Source organism: Streptococcus mitis, assembly GCF_047464035.1.
Classification (GTDB): domain Bacteria; phylum Bacillota; class Bacilli; order Lactobacillales; family Streptococcaceae; genus Streptococcus; species Streptococcus mitis_DX.
In genome coordinates this window covers 96041-114775 of record NZ_JASHCQ010000002.1, presented here as the reverse complement: position 1 = coordinate 114775, position 18735 = coordinate 96041, and the positions used below count along the sequence as shown (strand labels likewise).

Sequence of the window (18735 nt, the reverse complement as noted above, 5' to 3'; positions counted from 1 at the left end):
AAAAAGGAATTTTTAGATGGATATCAAAATAAAAAAGGGAGGAAATTATGAATAAGTTTTCAAAAACCTTGAGAGACAACTGGATCTTTCTCTTAATGGTTTTGCCAGGGGCACTCTGGTTGATTCTATTCTTCTACATTCCAGTATTTGGGAACGTGGTTGCCTTTAAAGACTACCACATGACCAGTAATGGATTTATAGATAGTATCGTGAATAGTAAATGGGTCGGACTCGATAATTTCAGATTCTTGTTTAGTTCAAAAGACGCCTTTATTATCACACGAAATACTGTCCTCTACAATCTAGGCTTTATCTTTATCGGTTTGATTGTATCTGTAGGGATTGCCATCATCCTCAGTGAACTCCGTTCTAAGAGAATGGTTAAGATCTTTCAAACTTCCATGTTGTTCCCTTACTTCTTGTCTTGGGTTATCATCAGTTTCTTTACAGATGCCTTCCTAAACATTGATAAAGGGGTGTTCAACCATTTCCTAGAATCTATCGGAATGAAGGAAATCAATTTCTACGCTGATTTGGGTATCTGGCCATATCTCCTACTTTTCCTAGGTATTTGGAAAGGCTTTGGATATAGCAGTGTCATGTATTATGCGACAATCATGGGAATTGATCCAACCTACTACGAAGCAGCGACAGTGGATGGGGCCAGCAAATGGCAACGAATTCGCAATGTAACTATTCCGCAGTTGACACCATTGGTAACTGTATTGACCATCCTTGCAGTCGGAAATATCTTCCGTGCAGACTTTGGTCTCTTCTACCAAATCCCCCACAATGCTGGTCAGCTTTATAATGTAACCAACGTCTTGGATGTATATGTTTATAACGGTTTGACTCAGACAGCGGATATCGGGATGGCTTCAGCAGCAGGTCTCTACCAATCAGTTGTCGGCTTGATTCTGGTTATCCTATCAAACTTACTGGCAAGACGAGTTGATCCAAACTCAGCCTTGTTCTAGAAAGGAGGAGAATATGGCAGAAAAGAAAATTAAAAAAGAAAAAATTGATAATGTCGGCATTCACTCCTTCAGTAAGAAAGCAGATATCTTCTTTAGTACCATTTCTGGTTTGGTTGCCCTCTCTTGTATCCTACCCTTTGTATTCGTTATCGTTATTTCGGTGACAGATGAAAAGAGTATTCTCCAAAATGGATATAGCTTCTTCCCATCTCAATTTGGATTAGACGGCTTTGAGTTTTTGGCACAGTTTAAGGATAAAATTCTCCAAGCCCTCTTCATCTCAGTCTTTGTAACAGTGGTGGGGACTATCACAAATGTTTTTATCACAACAACTTATGCTTACGCTATCTCACGGACAACCTTTAAGTATCGCAGATTCTTTACGATTTTTGCCCTTCTTAGTATGTTGTTTAACGCAGGTTTGGTACCGGGCTATATCGTGGTAACTCGTTTACTTCAACTTGGTGATACAGTTTGGGCCTTGATTGTTCCAATGCTTCTCTCACCATTTAACATCATCTTGATGCGTTCCTTCTTCAAGAAGACCATTCCAGAAGCTATTCTAGAATCCGCTCGTATCGATGGTGCTAGTGAGGCCCGGATCTTCTTCCAAATCTGTTTGCCATTGTCACTACCAGGTATCGCAACCATCACGCTCTTGACAGCTCTTGGTTTCTGGAATGACTGGTTCAACGCCCTTCTTTACATCAAGAGTGACAACTTGTATCCATTGCAATATTTGCTCATGCAAATCCAGCAAAATATGGATTACATCGCCAAAGCAGTCGGCCTATCTGGTCAACTGGGAGTTGCTCTTCCAAAAGAAACAGGTCGTATGGCCATGGTTGTGGTCGCAACCCTTCCAATCGCGATTCTGTATCCATTCTTCCAACGCTACTTTGTAAAAGGTTTGACTATCGGTGGTGTGAAAGAATAGTACTTGTCGAGAAAAATCATTTCTCATTTCCAAACTTCCCTTGCGTGAAGTTAAGATCATTACATTGTTTATAAGTTTAAAAATAAAAAAAAGGAGTTTTTGTCATGAAAAACTGGAAAAAATATGCTTTTGCATCTGCTAGCGTAGTCGCTTTGGCTGCTGGTCTCGCTGCTTGTGGAAACCTTTCAGGTAACAGCAAAAAAGCTGCTGACTCAGCTTCAGGTGAAAAAACTGTTATCAAAATGTACCAAATAGGTGACAAACCAGATAACTTGGATGAATTGCTAGAAAATGCTAACAAAATCATCGGTGAAAAAGTTGGTGCTAAATTGGATATCCAATATCTTGGATGGGGTGACTATGATAAGAAAATGTCAGTTATCACATCATCTGGTGAAAACTACGATATCGCCTTTGCATCTAACTATGTTGTAAATGCTCAAAAAGGTGCCTATGCTGACTTGACTGACTTGTATAAGAAAGAAGGAGCAGAGCTTTATAAAGTACTTGACCCAGCTTACATCAAAGGTAACAGCATTAACGGTAAAATTTACGCAGTTCCAGTTGCAGCCAACGTTGCATCATCTCAAAACTTCGCCTTCAACGGAACTCTTCTTGCTAAATACGGTATCGATATTTCAGGTGTCACTTCATATGAAACACTTGAACCAGTCTTGAAACAAATCAAAGAAAAAGCTCCAGATGTAGTGCCATTTGCGGTTACTAAGAACTTTATCCCATCTGATAACTTTGACTACCCAGTTCCAAATGGACTTCCATTCGTTATCGACCTTGAAGGGGACACTACTAAGATCGTAAACCGTTACGAAGTGCCTCGCTTTAAAGAACACTTGAAGACTCTTCACAAATTCTATGAAGCTGGATACATTCCAAAAGACGTAGCAACAAGCGATACTTCATTTGACCTTCAACAAGATACTTGGTTCGTTCGTGAAGAAACAGTAGGACCAGCTGACTACGGTAACAGCTTGCTTTCACGTGTTGCAAACAAAGACATCCAAATCAAACCAATCACTAACTTCATCAAGAAAAACCAAACAACACAAGTTGCTAACTTTGTTATCTCAAACAACTCTAAGAACAAAGAAAAATCAATGGAAGTGTTGAACCTCTTGAACACTAACCCAGAACTCTTGAATGGTCTTGTTTATGGTCCAGAAGGCAAGAACTGGGAAAAAATTCCAGGTAAAGAAAACCGTGTTAAAGTCCTTGATGGCTACAAAGGAAACACTCACATGGGTGGATGGAACACTGGTAACAACTGGATCCTTTACATCAACGAAAACGTTACAGACCAACAAATCGAAGATTCTAAGAAACAATTGGCTGAAGCTAAAGAATCTCCAGCACTTGGATTCATCTTTAACACTGACAATGTGAAATCTGAAATCTCAGCAATCTCTAACACAATGCAACAATTCGATACAGCTATCAACACTGGTACTGTAGACCCAGATAAAGCTATTCCAGAATTGATGGAAAAATTGAAATCTGAAGGTGCTTACGATAAAGTATTGAATGAAATGCAAAAACAATATGATGAATTCTTGAAAAACAAAAAATCATAAGATCAATTGATTTCGTGTATTCATTCCTAATTCCTAAAAATTGAATCACTGTTTTCCTCAGGCTTATCTGGGGAGGCAGTGATTTTTTGAAACGAGAGCATAGATATCTGTGTTTTCTTATCGCTGTTTAACCATTCAGGAAATCTCAAATACCATTTAGGATTTGGAGTAAGGATTTAGGAAAATATAGCTTATATTAGAGATGTCTCGAGTTTACAAAGGAGAGTTCATATGAAGAAGTATCAACTTCTATTCAAAATTAGTGCAGTTTTCTCTTACCTATTTTTCGTATTTGGTCTTTCTCAGCTGACGCTTATTGTTCAAAATTATTGGCAATTTTCTTCCCAGATTGGCAATTTCGTCTGGATTCAAAATCTCTTGAGTTTGCTATTTAGCGGAGTCATGATTTGGATTCTGGTTAAGACAGGTCATGGTTATCTCTTTCACATTCCAAGAAAAAAATGGCTTTGGTATTCGATTTTGACAGTATTAGTGGTAGTGCTCCAGATCTCTTTTAACGTTCAGACAGCTAAACATGTTCAGTCAACTGCTGAAGGTTGGGCCGTATTGATCGGTTATAGTGGGACCAACTTTGCTGAGCTAGGTATCTATATAACTTTGTTCTTTCTGACTCCACTTATGGAAGAGCTAATCTATAGAGGATTACTGCAACACGCCTTCTTTAAGCATTCGCGATTTGGCCTTGATTTGCTTCTTCCTTCCATTTTGTTTGCTCTTCCTCATTTTTTGAGTCTGCCTAGTCTGTTAGATATCTTCGTCTTTGCAACATCTGGCATCATCTTTGCTAGTTTGACCCGCTATACCAAGAGCATTTATCCATCCTATGCGGTGCATGTGATTAATAATATTTTCGCAACATTACCATTTTTGCTGACTTTTTTACACAGGGTATTTGGGTGAAATATTGGTACGAGAGTTAGGAATGATAGCTTTTCAATTTAAGGAGGAAAATGAGAATGACACCATTAAAATGGTTTGCTGGAGGAAGCGAAAGACGTTGTGAAGCGATGACTATCATAGATCACCTACTGGAAGGTATAAGCAATACGCCTCAACTTGCTCCTTTGAAAAATCTGTTAGTGAGTTATAAAAGACGATTAGAGGACGATGGGACCTCTACTCCATTTATTTTGAGTCAAATGAATGTTGACATCTCACGTGTGTTGATTGACAATAAGCTGATGTTATCAGAAAGTCAATCCGAGCAGATCAAAAAATTGAGAGAATTATCTGCTATTCGCTATGGTTACTGATGAAGTGCAGGGATAAGCACCTTTCTACAATTTCCAGTCAAATAAATTGCATTCGTTTTCTCAAGCAGGTATACTAGTATAGTTAGATGAAAAATTCTGAAAATTTAAGAATAGAAAAGAGAACAAATCTTATGGCAAAAGATATTCGTGTCTTACTTTACTACCTTTATACTCCAATTGAAAATGCAGAGCAATTTGCTGCAGACCACTTGGCTTTCTGTAAATCAATCGGCCTTAAAGGCCGTATCCTAGTCGCTGACGAGGGAATTAACGGAACAGTTTCAGGGGATTATGAAACAACTCAAAAATACATGGACTATGTTCACAGCCTCCCAGGTATGGAAGACCTCTGGTTCAAGATTGACGAAGAAAGTGAACAAGCTTTCAAGAAGATGTTTGTTCGCTATAAGAAAGAAATTGTCCACCTTGGTTTGGAAGACAACGACTTTGACAATGACATCAACCCACTTGAAACAACAGGTGCTTACTTGTCTCCAAAAGAGTTCAAAGAAGCTCTTCTTGACGAAGATACAGTTGTCCTTGACACACGTAACGATTATGAGTACGACCTAGGACACTTCCGTGGGGCTATCCGCCCAGATATCCGCAACTTCCGTGAGTTGCCACAATGGGTTCGTGATAACAAAGAAAAATTCATGGACAAGCGTGTCGTGGTTTACTGTACAGGTGGGGTTCGCTGTGAGAAATTCTCAGGCTGGATGGTCCGTGAAGGCTACAAAGATGTCGGCCAATTGCACGGAGGAATTGCAACTTACGGTAAAGATCCAGAAGTCCAAGGTGAGCTTTGGGATGGGAAAATGTACGTCTTTGACGAGCGTATCGCCGTAGATGTCAACCATGTCAACCCAACTATCGTAGGGAAAGACTGGTTTGATGGAACACCATGTGAACGTTATGTCAACTGTGGAAATCCATTCTGTAACCGTCGTATCTTGACATCAGAAGAAAATGAAGACAAGTACCTTCGTGGATGTTCACACGAGTGCCGTGTTCACCCACGTAACCGCTATGTTTCAGAACATGAATTGACACAAGCTGAAGTTGTCGAGCGCCTAGCCGCTATCGGTGAAAGCTTGGATCAAGCAGCTACTGTATAAGATTAAACAGTCCTTAGGGGCTGTTTTTCTATGCTTTTTACTCAAAAATCTAAAGTTTGTTTCTGTATCTTTCAGGAAAATAAGGTATACTATATGTAAACGATTTCAAAGGAGTCCAGTTATGACGAAAACATTTTTTATTCCAAATAAACAGAGCATTTTAGGAGAACAAGAGATTTTGACTGCCAAGTCCATCTTGGCCTTGGTAGATGGTTTGGAGTCACATAGCTATGATGCTGTCTATCTTCGTCAGCCTCTTAGCCGTCTTGAATATATTGAGTGTGCGATAGTGGGGCAATCACAATTTCTCTTTAAGGTCAGTTATGCTGATGATCAAAAGGCATATCGTGTCGATCTTCCTGACCTACTCACGAAGACAGACTGGCAGATTATCAAAACATTTTTAGATGCCCTGCTTGCTTACACAGGAACTGAGATTGAGGGGCTAGATGGTTTTGATTTTGAAGCTTATTTCCAAGCAAGTATTCAAGCTCATATTGCAGACACTGCGGCTCGTTTTACGATTTGCCAAGGAATTTTTAATCCTGTTTTCTTTAGTCATGAGGATTTGAAAAGCTTTTTAGAGGAAGACGGCTTGGCTCAGTTTGAAGCGCGTGTGCGTGCGGTTCAAGAGACAGACGCCTACTTTGCAAGAGTTTCCTTCTATCAGGATGGAGAAGGCCAAGTGCACGGTGTTTATCATCTGGCTCAAGGAGTCAAGACTGTTTTACCGAGAGAACCATTTGTTCCTGCAGCCTATATGGAGCAATTGGTGGATAAGGAAGTGCAGTGGGAGATTGACTTGGTTCAAATCACAGGAGATGGCTCTAAACCAGAAGACTATGAAGCCATTGCCCGCTTGGACTATGCAAAATTCCTTGAGGTACTACCGTCAGAACTTTACCACCAACTAGATGCCAATCAATTAGAAGTACAACCCATCTTAGAAAAAGATTTTAAAACATTAGCACAAGAAGAGTAAAGCAGGTCAAGTGACTTGCTTTTTTGACATAGAAAAATCCTGCCATGGATGACAGGATTGAAGTTTAAAGAAAGGCCAAGATACGAAGGTAATCCCCAATCAGTGCTACCTCAGCTACAAAGAAGAGGAGGATAATGACTCCGTTCACAAGGACAGACAAGAATAACTGATAGAAGGAGTCGGTTTCACTTGCTTGACTTGGCCTTGTAATGATATGGAGACTGGCAAGCAGAATGATTCCAACACTAATCACACACAAGAGGGCTGTGAATCGCAGGCTATCAAAGAAGGCAAAGAAACTAGCAATAGCAGTGAGGAAGATTGGAATTGCCAAGAGTTGACTATATTGTTGGAGAACCTTTTCTAGCGTCCAGTCCTTTTCTTGATAGATAAATCGTCTCACGACGAAACTACCCAAGAGGAATGAAAAGAAGAAGAGTGTGGTTGCTACTAGGATAGAGATAATCGAAAAGAGATTTAATGAAGCAAATTGTTCAGGGAAGTGATTATGCATATTTGCTATATGTCCATAGTAGGCTTGTTTGATGTGGTAGATACTAAAGAAAAAGGAAGACGCAGAAAACAGAATGAGCAAGAGAAAGGCTGTGTAACTGTGTGTGCTACTTGTTTCAAGACTGCTTGTAGGAGATTTGATTGCTTCCATCAGCCAAGACCAAAAATCAAGCGCTTGCTCTTTCCATTTATCCGTAGATTTTGGAGCTTGGTCGGGGATATAGGGACTTTCCAAGGATTGACTGATAAGAAGGGGCTCTTTCGTGCTTGTTTTTTGCTGAGGAAGAGCTTCTTGACTCTCTTCAGCTATAGTGACTTTTTCTGTTGCTTTAGAAAGGTCTTGCTCTTCCTCAGTAGAATCTAATGCTTTCTTTTCTTCTATTTCTATTCTTGCTTCACCGTTTTCAGGCGTTTCAATTTTCTCTCCTTGCTGGTTTTCAAGTTCGATTTCAGCTTGAGAGACGTCCTCCTCTACTTGAGTATTTTTTTCAATTGGTGTATCGAGATCGACTATCGTTTCTTCAGCCTTGTCTGCAACATCTTGGGACTGTTCATCAGGCTTGCTCTTGCTTGTTGTTTTAACAAAATCATTACTTTCAAACCATTCTTGTTTCATGGTAGAACCTCCTTTTTAGTTAGATAAATATGCTTCCATAGTAGCGAATGTAAGCGTTTTTGTCAACGATTTCTAGAAGAAGACTCGTGTTCCTCTGCTTTGAGTAGATAGATATATTGGTCTGCCCTTGCTATGAGTTGATCTTTCACATCAGCTTTTTCTGTTTTATAAGGATTGCTTAAATGTTCATCTCTGTTTTCTTTATTGTTAAATGAACGTCTTCCTTCTCTCACAAAATGAAGAATAGAACCATGTTTTGTTGAAAGATCTAAGTTGATTCTTTGTTTTTCTTCTTCGGAAAGTAGCAGTTGTAGGTCTGTTTTCGCCACCAATTCCACCTTACCATGGACTTGTATTTTTTCAGCGTGGAAGTGCTTCTCTGTTGACTCTAGTTGACTATCTGTAAGGTCTGTATCAAAGATATTAACGATATTAGGGGTTGTGAGTTTACTGTTTTTGATACGACTTCCTTCAATTCGGAGGAGATAGCCATTTGTATTGAGAGTTGCATTTTCAAGGCTAGCATTTATGATGGTGGTTTGTCCACGATTGGCTGACACGTTGATCCCTTTTAGACTTCTTCCTTTTGGAACTTGGAGAATAACTTCATTAAAACGACTAGAGTAGCTGCTTGCGATATGGAGAATCCCGCCGATTCCAGAAGAGAGAAATGGAGTTTCAGACAGTTTCTTATCAGTGAGGCTCAGCGTTTTATCGTTCTGATTCGTGATAAGATCATGGTGAGCAGAAAGAGATGGATGGTAAGAAATGTGGATTTGATCATCCAAAGAGTCTGTGATGGTGAGCGCGTGTTGGTGGAGAGTGATCTCTAGGTTTTCGACTTCCTTACCAAAGGTCAGCTCTTCCATCCGACTATCATAGACAGGTTCCTTGGACATGGCAAGTAGGCTCTTGATCCCGTCAGATTGGATGCCTACAAAGAGCAGGATAAAGCCGATAACAGTAGTCACCACACCAAAAATGAGAAATCCTCTTGTCCATTTACGCATGCTGGTCACCTCTCTTTCCTTTTTTAAGAACAAATTGCACCAGGCGAACAATGAGTAGGCCGAAGAAACGAGCTACATAGGAAATACCTAGTAAGACTAGTGAAGAAGCACCGATGGCTAGTAAACCAGAACCGAAAATCAAGATAAAGGCTGATTTGGCTTGGGCTAGGACAGTGAAACTTTCAACTAAGAATAGGAATCCGCCAATGATACCAAGTATGGAAATCGCAAAGAAAGCTAGAATGACAGTCAAGGCTGCCACAAAGATTGCGAACAGGGACACGAGGATGGCGATTCCCAGAGGAATACCGATGGGGGCTGCAAGGAGGGCTAACAAGGCGATATGCAAAATTTGTCGGTTATTTTTTTGAGCGGGTGCCTCATTGATTTTTTTATCGAGAAGATTGGAGAGGACTTCGTGAGCTGCTTCCTTAGGAGTTCCCAAGCTAGCGATGAGTTCTTCTTCTCCCTCGACTCCAGCATCGTCAAAGAGTTCCCTGAAATAGTCCATGGCTTCAATTTGGTCAGCCTGAGGCAGTTTTTTGAGATAGAGTTCTAGCTGAGTCAGGTATTCAGTTCTTGTCATGGCGGATACTCCCTTCTATGATGCCATTGATGGTGTCTGTATAGAGTGCCCATTCATCTTTTAGGGTCACGAGCTGTTCTATACCACCATTTGTCAAGGAGTAGTATTTGCGCATGCGACCTTGGAACTCTCTAGAATAGGTTGTCAGAAAGCTATTGCCTTCCAATTTTTTGAGAATGGGATAGAGTGTAGATTCTTTGATATTAGCGATCAGCTTAATGGTTTGGCTAATCTCATAACCATAAGAATCATCCTGCTCCAGTACGGCCAAGATGAGAAATTCAATCAAGGCAGAGGATGTTGGAAAGTACATGGGGAACCTCCTTTTCTAATGTGTAAGATTTTTATATATAATTTTTCTACACATACATTGTACATCTAAAAGAAAGCCCTGTCAAGAAATATGTGTAAAAATTTTATATATAAAAAACTTCTAGGAAAAACTAGAAGTTTAGAGGATTTTATCAGCTCTGTCCACTGTAAAGAGGGCCACAGTCATCAGGATATCGACGAGCAAGAGGGCAGCTACAGCTGGTATCCAAGAGTGGAAAAGGTCAAAACTGTAACCAAAGAGGGTTGGCCCAAAGGCTGCCAGGATATATCCTCCTGTTTGAGATAGGCCGGACAATTGGGCTGTCTTTTCAGGGGCGCTTGTCTTGAGTGAAAAGTTGACCATGAGATAAGGGAAGAGGGCGCTGGTTGCGGTTCCGATGAGGAGATGGATGGCAAGCCAGTAAAAGAAATTACCGACTGGGAAAAAGAGCATGGAAATGCCGAACACACCAGCTAGTGAAACCAGAGTGAGCATGAGCTGACGGTTGCGAGTAGACAAGCTGGTTGTCAGGCTTGGGATGGTCATTGAAAAAGGAATGCTAATCAGAGAGAAGATAGAAGTCAGCAAGCCAGCTTCGTGACTGGATAGGCCTGCATGGATGGCCATGGTAGGTAGCCAGGTCATAGCTGTGTAAAAGAGCAAGGATTGAAAACCTGCAAAGACAATAACTGCCCAGACCTGTTTATTACGCATGACCTTTGCTTTGCTTTTTTGTTTGGTTTGCGGAGCCAGTTTGTGATTGTAGCGGTGATTTGGGAGCCATACTAAAAAAGTTGCTAGACAGAGCAGGGTGAGGAGGATGATAAGTCCTTTCCAAGAACTGGCTTGTGTAATAGGCACAGCCAGATAGGAGGCCAGAGCCGTCGCAATCCCCATAGAGGTTACATATAAGGTGGTCAGAAAACCAATCTTCTTTGGTTGATTGGCTTGGATAAGACTAGGAAGCAGCACATTGATGACTGCGATACTTGCCCCAACCATCAAGGTTCCTAGATAGAGCAGGGGCAGATTGATTAGTCGAATGAGAGAACCGATGGTCAAGAAGAAAAGGCTGTAGGTGAAGAGATGCTCCAAGCCGATTTTTTGAGCCAGTCGGGTAGAAAATAGCGAGAAGAGGGTAAACATGAGGAGAGGAAGGCTGGTCAAGACACCAAGCGAACTAACTTCTACTCCCAACCCTTGCGAAATATCTCCCAAAATAATGGGTAAAACAGTAAAAGGAGTCCGCAAGGAAACACCAATTAGTATAATACCTGGAACAAAAAAGAGTGATTGCTTTTTCATATAATACCTCTTCTAGCTGATTTTAATAACAGCTTATTTTAAGGTTTTTTCCTTATAATGTCAAGCAAGGTTTTGGGCTTTCAAGATAAAAATGGGAAAGTCTTGAAAATTATGATAAAATAGTGGAAGGAAAAATTCAGGAGAGTAGTAGTGACTCAAAATGTTGAAAGTCTTCTCGTATCCATTGTAATCAGTGCATACAATGAAGAAAAATATCTGCCTGGTCTAATTGAAGACTTAAAAAATCAAACCTATCCTAAAGAAAATATTGAAATTCTATTTATAAATGCTATGTCTACAGATGGGACAACAGCCGTCATTCAGCAATTTATAAAAGAAGATACAGAGTTTAACTCAATTAGATTGTATAACAATCCTAAGAAAAATCAAGCTAGTGGTTTTAACCTGGGAGTTAAACATTCTGTAGGGGACCTTATTTTAAAAATTGATGCTCATTCAAAAGTTACTGAGAGTTTTGTAATGAATAATGTGGCTGTTATTCAACAAGGTGAATCTGTCTGTGGAGGTCCTAGGCCGACGATTGTCGAAGGAAAGGAAAAATGGGCAGAGACCTTGCATCTTGTTGAGGAGAACATGTTTGGTAGTAGCATTGCCAACTATCGAAATAGTTCCGAGGATAGATATGTTTCTTCTATTTTTCATGGGATGTATAAACGAGAGGTTTTCCAGAAGGTTGGTTTAGTAAATGAGCAACTTGGCCGAACGGAAGATAATGATATTCATTATAGAATTCGAGAGCAGGGCTATAAAATACGCTATAGCCCAAGTATTCTATCTTATCAGTATATTCGACCAACATTCAAGAAAATGCTGTATCAAAAGTATTCAAATGGTTTGTGGATTGGCTTGACAAGTCATGTTCAGCCTAAGTGTTTATCATTATTTCACTATGTTCCTTGTTTATTTGTTTTGAGTCTTGTGTTTAGTCTAGTATTGTTACCGATCACATTCGTATTCATAACTTTACTATTAGGTGCCTATTTTCTACTTTTGTCATTACTCACTTTGCTGACTTTATTAAAACATAAAAATGGATTTCTAATTGTGATGCCCTTTCTTTTATTTTCCATTCACTTTGCTTATGGCCTTGGGACGATTGTAGGTTTAATTAGAGGATTTAAATGGAAGAAGAAGTACAAGAGAACAGTAATTTATTTGGAAAAATAAGCCAAATAAATTAAAATATGCTACAATAACAATATAGTAAAACTCTTTTAAGGAGGAGTAAATTTCTATGAATAAAAAACTCACAGATTATGTGATTGATCTGGTGGAAATTTTAAATAAACAACAAAAACAGGTTTTCTGGGGAATATTTGATATTTTGAGTATGGTGGTTTCCATCATTGTATCTTATATCTTATTCTACGGCTTGATTAATCCAGCACCTGTTGACTACATCATCTATACGAGTTTGGCCTTCTTGTTCTATCAATTGATGATTGGATTTTGGGGATTGAACGCTAGTATTAGTCGTTATAGCAAGATTACGGATTTCATGAAAATCTTTTTTGGTGTGACTGCTAGCAGTATCTTGTCATATAGTATCTGCTATGCCTTCTTGCCACTTTTTTCAATCCGTTTCATCATTCTCTTTATCTTGTTGAGTACTTTCTTGATTTTATTGCCACGGATTACTTGGCAGTTAATCTACTCTAAACGCAAAAAGGGAAGTGGTGATGGAGAACACCGTCGGACTTTCTTGATTGGTGCCGGTGATGGTGGAGCTCTCTTTATGGATAGTTACCAACATCCAACTAGTGAATTAGAACTTGTCGGTATTTTGGATAAGGATGCGAAGAAAAAGGGCCAAAAACTTGGTGGAATTCCTGTTTTGGGTTCATATGATGATCTGCCTGAATTAGCCAAACGCCATCAAATCGAGCGTGTTATCGTTGCGATTCCGTCGCTTGACCCGTCAGAATATGAACGTATCTTGCAGATGTGTAATAAGCTGGGTGTCAAATGTTACAAGATGCCTAAGGTTGAAACCGTTGTTCAGGGACTTCACCAAGCAGGTGGAGGATTCCAGAAGATTGATATCACAGACCTTTTGGGCCGTCAGGAAATTCGTCTTGATGAATCGCGTCTGGGCGCAGAACTGACAGGTAAGACAATCTTGGTTACAGGTGCTGGTGGCTCAATCGGTTCTGAAATCTGTCGACAAGTTAGCCGTTTCAATCCTGAACGCATTGTTTTGCTCGGTCATGGGGAAAACTCAATCTACCTTGTTTATCATGAATTGATTCGCAAGTTCCAAGGGATTGATTATGTACCAGTTATTGCGGATATTCAAGACTATGACCGCTTGTTGCAAGTCTTTGAGCAGTACAAGCCAGCTATTGTTTATCATGCGGCTGCTCACAAGCACGTTCCTATGATGGAGCGCAATCCAAAAGAAGCCTTCAAAAACAATATTCGTGGAACTTATAATGTTGCTAAGGCTGTTGATGAAGCCAAAGTACCTAAGATGGTTATGATTTCGACAGATAAGGCGGTTAATCCACCAAATGTTATGGGAGCAACCAAGCGCGTGGCGGAGTTGATTGTCACTGGCTTTAACCAACGTAGCCAATCGACTTACTGTGCGGTTCGTTTTGGGAATGTTCTTGGTAGCCGTGGTAGTGTGATTCCGGTCTTTGAACGTCAGATTGCTGAAGGTGGGCCTGTAACGGTGACAGATTTCCGCATGACCCGTTACTTTATGACTATTCCAGAAGCTAGCCGTTTGGTTATTCACGCTGGTGCTTATGCCAAGGATGGAGAAGTCTTTATCCTTGATATGGGCAAACCAGTCAAGATTTATGACTTGGCCAAGAAAATGGTGCTTCTAAGTGGCCACACCGAAAGTGAAATTCCAATCGTTGAAGTTGGAATCCGCCCAGGCGAAAAACTTTACGAAGAACTCTTGGTATCAACCGAACTCGTTGACAATCAGGTTATGGATAAGATTTTCGTTGGTAAGGTTAATGTCATGCCTCTAGAAGCCATCGATCAAAAGATTGAAGAGTTCCGCACTCTTAGTGGAGATGAGTTGAAGCAAGCCATTATCGCCTTTGCCAATCAAACAACCCACGTTGAATAAAAAATCTTTAAAATCAGAAAAACGCATATTATCAGGTCTGAAGAACCTTGGTAATATGCGTTTTGTTATATAGAGACTTATACTCTTCGAAAATCTCTTCAAACCACGTCAACGTCGCCTTGCCGTATAGATGTTACTGACTTCGTCAGTTCTATCTACAACCTCAAAACGGTGTTTTGAGCAGTCTGCGGCTACTTTCCTAGTTTGCTCTTTTATTTTCATTGAGTATTACTTTATTTTCTTCTGAAATGGGGTTGTCGCCCAGTCTATGTTATTGAAAATACTCCAAAACTTCTATGGGTTTGTGAGCGATAAAATCAGGATGATAGTTTAGCAAGTCTGCTTGCTCTCCAAATCCCCAAGTGACGGCCAATTTCTGAATGCCTGTTTCTTGAGCTCCCATCATATCAAACTTGGTATCTCCGATGATGATGGCTTGTTCTGGTGCTAGTTGATGTGTCTGTAAGGCTTGGCGAATGACATCTGCCTTATGAGGTGCTTCAGGGCTGGAGCCATAAATGCCATCAAAGAAATGATGGATTCCCAAGTTTTTAGTCATATCTTGAGCGGTAGGGGTATTCTTTGTAGTGGTGATATAAAGAGGATATTTGCTTGATAGCTCCTTAAGCAAGTCTACAATCTGAGGAAAGAGTTGAGCTTCATGGATGCCTTTTTCCTTGTAGTAAGAACGGTATATCTGGACAGCCTCAGAAATTTGGTCTTTGGGAAGGCAGGTTGCAAAACTACTTTCAAGGGGCGGTCCCATAAAACCACGAATAGTTTTGACATCAGGATTAGGCACCCCGAGCTCCTTAAAGGTATGGGTAAAGGCATTGTGAATCCCGATAGAACTGTCAACGAGGGTTCCATCCAGATCGAAAAAAATCGCTGTGATAGAGGTCATGGTTTCTCCTATTTGATAAACTTATTCTCCGAAAATTTCTTTTTGGAGGCGACGACCAGTAGGGGTGGCAGCGAGTCCACCTTCAGCTGTTTCACGAAAGGCAGTTGGCATGCTTGCTCCTACTTGGTACATGGCATCGATAACTTCATCCACAGGGATTTTAGATTCGATACCTGCTAAGGCCATGTCTGCTGCGATGAAGGCAAAGCTAGCTCCCATAGCATTGCGCTTGACGCAGGGAACTTCGACCAAGCCGGCAACAGGGTCACAGATGAGGCCTAGCATATTTTTAATGACAAAGGCAGTGGCCTGACTGGCCTGATAAGGTGTTCCACCGGCAGCTAGAGTCAAGGCTGCAGCACTCATAGCAGAGGCAGAACCAACCTCGGCCTGGCAACCGCCCTCAGCACCTGAGATAGAGGCATTGTTTGCGATGACTAGTCCAAAGGCACCGGCAGCAAAGAGGAAATCCAGCTGTTGCTCGTGGCTGAGGTCTAATTTTTCAATAGCAGCAGTGAGAACGGAAGGCAGACAGCCAGCACTTCCTGCGGTCGGAGTGGCACAGACCAAGCCCATTTTGGCATTGTGTTCATTGACTGCGATGGCATTTCGGGCAGCAGAGAGAATTGTGTAATCTGACAGAGTTTTTCCATTTTTTATGTAGTGATCCAATTTGGCAGCATCTCCACCTGTCAGGCCACTACGAGATTTATTTTCATTGAGGCCAAGTTGGACAGAGGCTTTCATGACTTCTAGATTGCGTTCCATGAGAAGGAAGACTTCTTCACGTTCGCGACCAGTCAATTCAAACTCTGTTGTAATCATGAGTTCTGCGACATTTCCTTGAAAGTCCAGTTCTGCCTGCTCGACCAATTCTTTGATAGAATAAAACATGCTTCCTCCTATTTAAAGAAATTGACATTGTGGAGATGAGGGATTTTTCGAATTTCTTCGATAGCCTCATCACAGTTGCGACTGTCAACTTCGATAATCATAATAGCTTTTTCACCAGCTTTTTCACGAGTAACATTCATCTGGGCGATATTGATATCATAGCGGGAAAGGGCCTCTGTTACGAGGGCAATCATACCTGGAATATCTTGATGAACAATGATGATAGTCGGTGTATTCATATTGAGAGAGACGGCAAAGCCATTGAGTTCGGTTACCTGAATATTTCCTCCCCCGATAGAAATACCAGTCACGCTAATGGTCTTATGAGCATTTTTAACGGTAATTTTAGTGGTGTTTGGGTGAGGGGCATTGCTGTCTTTCTGAATGGTCCAGACAATCTTGATGCCACGCTTGTGGGCAATTTCCAGGCTGTTTGGGATTTCAGGATCATCTGTATCCATGCCCAAAATACCTGCAACAAGGGCTAGGTCTGTTCCGTGACCACGATAGGTCTTGGCAAATGAGTTAAATAGTTGGAATTCGACTTCTGTCGGAGTATCATCAAAAATGGAAGAGACAATCTTCCCAATACGAACAGCACCAGCTGTATGGCTACTAGATGGGCCAATCATAACTGGTCCGATGATATCAAAGACAGATTGAAAACGAAGTGATTTCATCAGTTTCCCCTTATAAAAATTCTTATCTCTATTATATCAAAGAATGAAGGTCTTGGCTTTAATTGTGGATGAAAACCTTTTTACACTACAAATAGCATAAAAAAGCATCTTTTGTAACAAAAAATAGCTTATTTAGGGAAATAAAAAATAATTTTGTAATATTTCTACATAAAAGTGTCAAGAAACGGTAATATTTAAAGGGTATGATAGAACTATAGAAAGAAGGAGAATTTTCAAATATGAAATCAACAACTAAAAAGATTAAAACAACTCTTGCAGGAGTAGCTGCCTTGTTTGCAGTATTTGCTCCATCATTTGTATCTGCTCAAGAATCATCAACTTACACTGTTAAAGAAGGTGATACACTTTCAGAAATCGCTGAAACTCACAACACAACTGTTGAGAAATTGGCAGAAAACAACCACATCGACAACGTTCATTTGATTTATGTTGGTCAAGAGTTGGTTATCGATGGTCCTGTAGCACCTGTTGCAACACCAGCGCCAGCTACTTATGCGGCACCAGCTGCTCAAGATGAAACTGTTTCAGCTCCAGTAGCAGAAACTACAGAAGTAGTAGAAGAAGCAGCACCAGCTGCAAGCGCTCCTGTAGCAGAAGAAACTGTTGCTGCAGCAGAAACTTCAGCACCAGCTGCAACTGTAAGTGGATCTGAAGCAGAAGCTAAAGAATGGATTGCACAAAAAGAATCAGGTGGTAGCTATACAGCTACAAACGGCCAATACATTGGACGTTACCAATTGACAGATTCATACTTGAACGGTGACTACTCAGCTGAAAACCAAGAACGTGTAGCAGATGCTTACGTTGCAGGACGTTACGGTTCATGGTCAGCTGCTAAAAACTTCTGGCTTAACAACGGCTGGTATTAAGAAATAATGAACAGAATAATTTGAAAAAGTCGAGGAAATCCCTCGACTTTTTTATATTTCTTTCGGTTGATAATAGATCTCCACTTCTTTTTTGAGAAAGGCTAGAATGGAAGTTTCATCGGTCAGCTCTAGAAGGGAGAACCCTTTTTGGATAAGTTTAGCATCATCCCTACAAATCCCAATACGGACATAGCAGATAGCAAGCATATCGTAGCTTTTCTTGTTCTTGGCATCCTCTAGTAAAGTATAGCAGATTTGTTGACACATGTTTTTGTCTTGATGGTATAAGTAAATGGTGGAAATGTTGAGTAGGATTGCCATTCGTAAGTCATATAAATGTTGATAGTTTTTATAGACTTCCAAGCGTTGCAGGATTTTTCCAGTGATGAGATGGAGGTGTTCAATGGGAAAGCTGAAAAGGATGGTATTGAGGATTTTTAGGTCACTTTCATACCATGTATCTTGTTTTTCAATTTTTTCCCACAGCTTTTGGATAGTCTGTTTCACTTGGTCTGACAGTTGCTCTGTACCATGTTGACGGATATGAATGACAACTTCCAGCATATCCCTGATTTCTTCTATAGGCAGATCGTGATGGGTCTTGAGATAGTTTTGGCATGTTTCAAAAAAATCAACTAGACCACTGCCACCAATGATGGAATTCATATTGAGATAAGTTTGCATGATTTCTGTCCGTTGGCTCGGCTGATAGAGATGGCAGATGTAGTCAAACTCTTCAAAACTCATATTCATTTGCCGGAGAAGAAAATCCATATTTTCATATTTAGGAGTTACTTTACCACTTTCAATCTTTGATAGGCTGGTTCTTGATAGGACATCCCCACAGACCTCTTCTTGGGTTAAGCCTTTTGACTCACGTATTTCTTTATAGACCTTTCCAAAATCATAACGCATGATTTTCTCCTTTTAGTGAAAAAAGTTAACAAACAATAAAATCCTATTAAAAATATTGTATCATAGTAATATAAAAAGTAAAAAAGAAAGCTAAAATAAGTTTGGTGTAATTTTAATATGGGGTTA

At 40.3% G+C, this 18735-nt stretch carries 19 protein-coding genes; 10 read left to right on the top strand and 9 right to left on the bottom strand.

The annotated features are described in order from the left end of the window. Positions 1-47: 47 nt before the first annotated feature. The 7 genes from QM818_RS01475 (at position 48) to QM818_RS01445 (ending at position 6877) form a co-directional block, all read left to right on the top strand. On the top strand, positions 48-977 hold the full coding sequence (locus QM818_RS01475) for an ABC transporter permease (protein ID WP_001032152.1): 930 nt from the start codon (positions 48-50) through the stop codon (positions 975-977). A gap of 13 nt (positions 978-990) precedes the next feature. Beyond that, positions 991-1914 (top strand): carbohydrate ABC transporter permease, encoded by a 924-nt coding sequence (locus QM818_RS01470; protein ID WP_000818353.1) that lies wholly within the window; start codon positions 991-993, stop codon positions 1912-1914. A gap of 104 nt (positions 1915-2018) precedes the next feature. Then, a complete protein-coding gene (locus QM818_RS01465; protein WP_414299822.1) occupies positions 2019-3503 on the top strand; it encodes an ABC transporter substrate-binding protein in 1485 nt (494 codons plus the stop codon). Between the two features lie 231 nt (positions 3504-3734). Beyond that, entirely contained in the window at positions 3735-4424 is a 690-nt protein-coding gene (locus QM818_RS01460) for a CPBP family intramembrane glutamic endopeptidase (protein WP_261145921.1), read from the top strand. Between the two features lie 56 nt (positions 4425-4480). Next, complete coding sequence (locus tag QM818_RS01455; protein WP_000188107.1) at positions 4481-4777, top strand: bacteriocin immunity protein; 297 nt, start codon at positions 4481-4483, stop codon at positions 4775-4777. 131 nt (positions 4778-4908) lie between these two features. Next, positions 4909-5895, top strand: coding sequence for an oxygen-dependent tRNA uridine(34) hydroxylase TrhO (gene trhO, locus QM818_RS01450; RefSeq protein ID WP_001030020.1), 987 nt, complete (start codon positions 4909-4911; stop codon positions 5893-5895). A gap of 121 nt (positions 5896-6016) precedes the next feature. Next, positions 6017-6877 (top strand): DUF4299 family protein, encoded by an 861-nt coding sequence (locus QM818_RS01445; protein WP_084928738.1) that lies wholly within the window; start codon positions 6017-6019, stop codon positions 6875-6877. 64 nt (positions 6878-6941) lie between these two features. Here the strand turns inward: QM818_RS01445 and QM818_RS01440 are convergent, their stop codons facing one another. The 5 genes from QM818_RS01440 to QM818_RS01420 all read right to left on the bottom strand — a co-directional run bounded on the left by QM818_RS01440 (position 6942) and on the right by QM818_RS01420 (position 11220). Further along, complete coding sequence (locus tag QM818_RS01440) at positions 6942-8006, bottom strand: DUF6574 domain-containing protein (protein ID WP_414299821.1); 1065 nt, start codon at positions 8004-8006, stop codon at positions 6942-6944. A 62-nt stretch (positions 8007-8068) separates the two neighbouring features. Further along, positions 8069-9016: a DUF4097 family beta strand repeat-containing protein gene (locus QM818_RS01435; RefSeq protein WP_414299820.1), complete on the bottom strand. Its 948-nt coding sequence runs from the start codon at positions 9014-9016 to the stop codon at positions 8069-8071. Then, positions 9009-9602 carry a DUF1700 domain-containing protein gene (locus tag QM818_RS01430; RefSeq protein WP_414299819.1) on the bottom strand — a complete coding sequence of 198 codons (594 nt, stop codon included), beginning with the start codon at positions 9600-9602 and terminating at the stop codon, positions 9009-9011. Before QM818_RS01430 ends, QM818_RS01435 begins: the two co-directional genes overlap by 8 nt. Continuing rightward, entirely contained in the window at positions 9589-9915 is a 327-nt protein-coding gene (locus tag QM818_RS01425; RefSeq protein ID WP_000273858.1) for a PadR family transcriptional regulator, read from the bottom strand. Before QM818_RS01425 ends, QM818_RS01430 begins: the two co-directional genes overlap by 14 nt. 138 nt (positions 9916-10053) lie before the next feature. Beyond that, entirely contained in the window at positions 10054-11220 is a 1167-nt protein-coding gene (locus tag QM818_RS01420) for a CynX/NimT family MFS transporter (RefSeq protein WP_414299818.1), read from the bottom strand. A gap of 150 nt (positions 11221-11370) precedes the next feature. Between QM818_RS01420 and QM818_RS01415 the strand changes: the two genes are divergently transcribed. Further along, positions 11371-12408, top strand: coding sequence for a glycosyltransferase family 2 protein (locus QM818_RS01415; protein ID WP_414299817.1), 1038 nt, complete (start codon positions 11371-11373; stop codon positions 12406-12408). A 67-nt stretch (positions 12409-12475) separates the two neighbouring features. Continuing rightward, entirely contained in the window at positions 12476-14326 is a 1851-nt protein-coding gene (locus tag QM818_RS01410; protein ID WP_414299816.1) for a polysaccharide biosynthesis protein, read from the top strand. Positions 14327-14597: 271 nt separating this feature from the next. On the opposite strand, the gene QM818_RS01405 is transcribed toward QM818_RS01410, so the two are convergent. The 3 genes from QM818_RS01405 to sdaAB are packed head-to-tail and all read right to left on the bottom strand — an operon-like array spanning position 14598 to position 16804. Next, positions 14598-15230, bottom strand: coding sequence for an HAD hydrolase-like protein (locus tag QM818_RS01405; protein ID WP_414299815.1), 633 nt, complete (start codon positions 15228-15230; stop codon positions 14598-14600). Positions 15231-15251: 21 nt separating this feature from the next. Next, positions 15252-16124 carry an L-serine ammonia-lyase, iron-sulfur-dependent, subunit alpha gene (gene sdaAA, locus QM818_RS01400; RefSeq protein ID WP_049502590.1) on the bottom strand — a complete coding sequence of 291 codons (873 nt, stop codon included), beginning with the start codon at positions 16122-16124 and terminating at the stop codon, positions 15252-15254. Positions 16125-16132: 8 nt separating this feature from the next. Further along, complete coding sequence (sdaAB, locus tag QM818_RS01395) at positions 16133-16804, bottom strand: L-serine ammonia-lyase, iron-sulfur-dependent subunit beta (protein ID WP_000838909.1); 672 nt, start codon at positions 16802-16804, stop codon at positions 16133-16135. Positions 16805-17043: 239 nt separating this feature from the next. Between sdaAB and apf the strand changes: the two genes are divergently transcribed. Next, positions 17044-17694: an aggregation-promoting factor gene (gene apf / locus QM818_RS01390; protein WP_000843470.1), complete on the top strand. Its 651-nt coding sequence runs from the start codon at positions 17044-17046 to the stop codon at positions 17692-17694. A gap of 51 nt (positions 17695-17745) precedes the next feature. Here the strand turns inward: apf and QM818_RS01385 are convergent, their stop codons facing one another. Then, a complete protein-coding gene (locus QM818_RS01385; RefSeq protein WP_414299814.1) occupies positions 17746-18609 on the bottom strand; it encodes a helix-turn-helix domain-containing protein in 864 nt (287 codons plus the stop codon). Positions 18610-18735 lie beyond the last annotated feature (126 nt).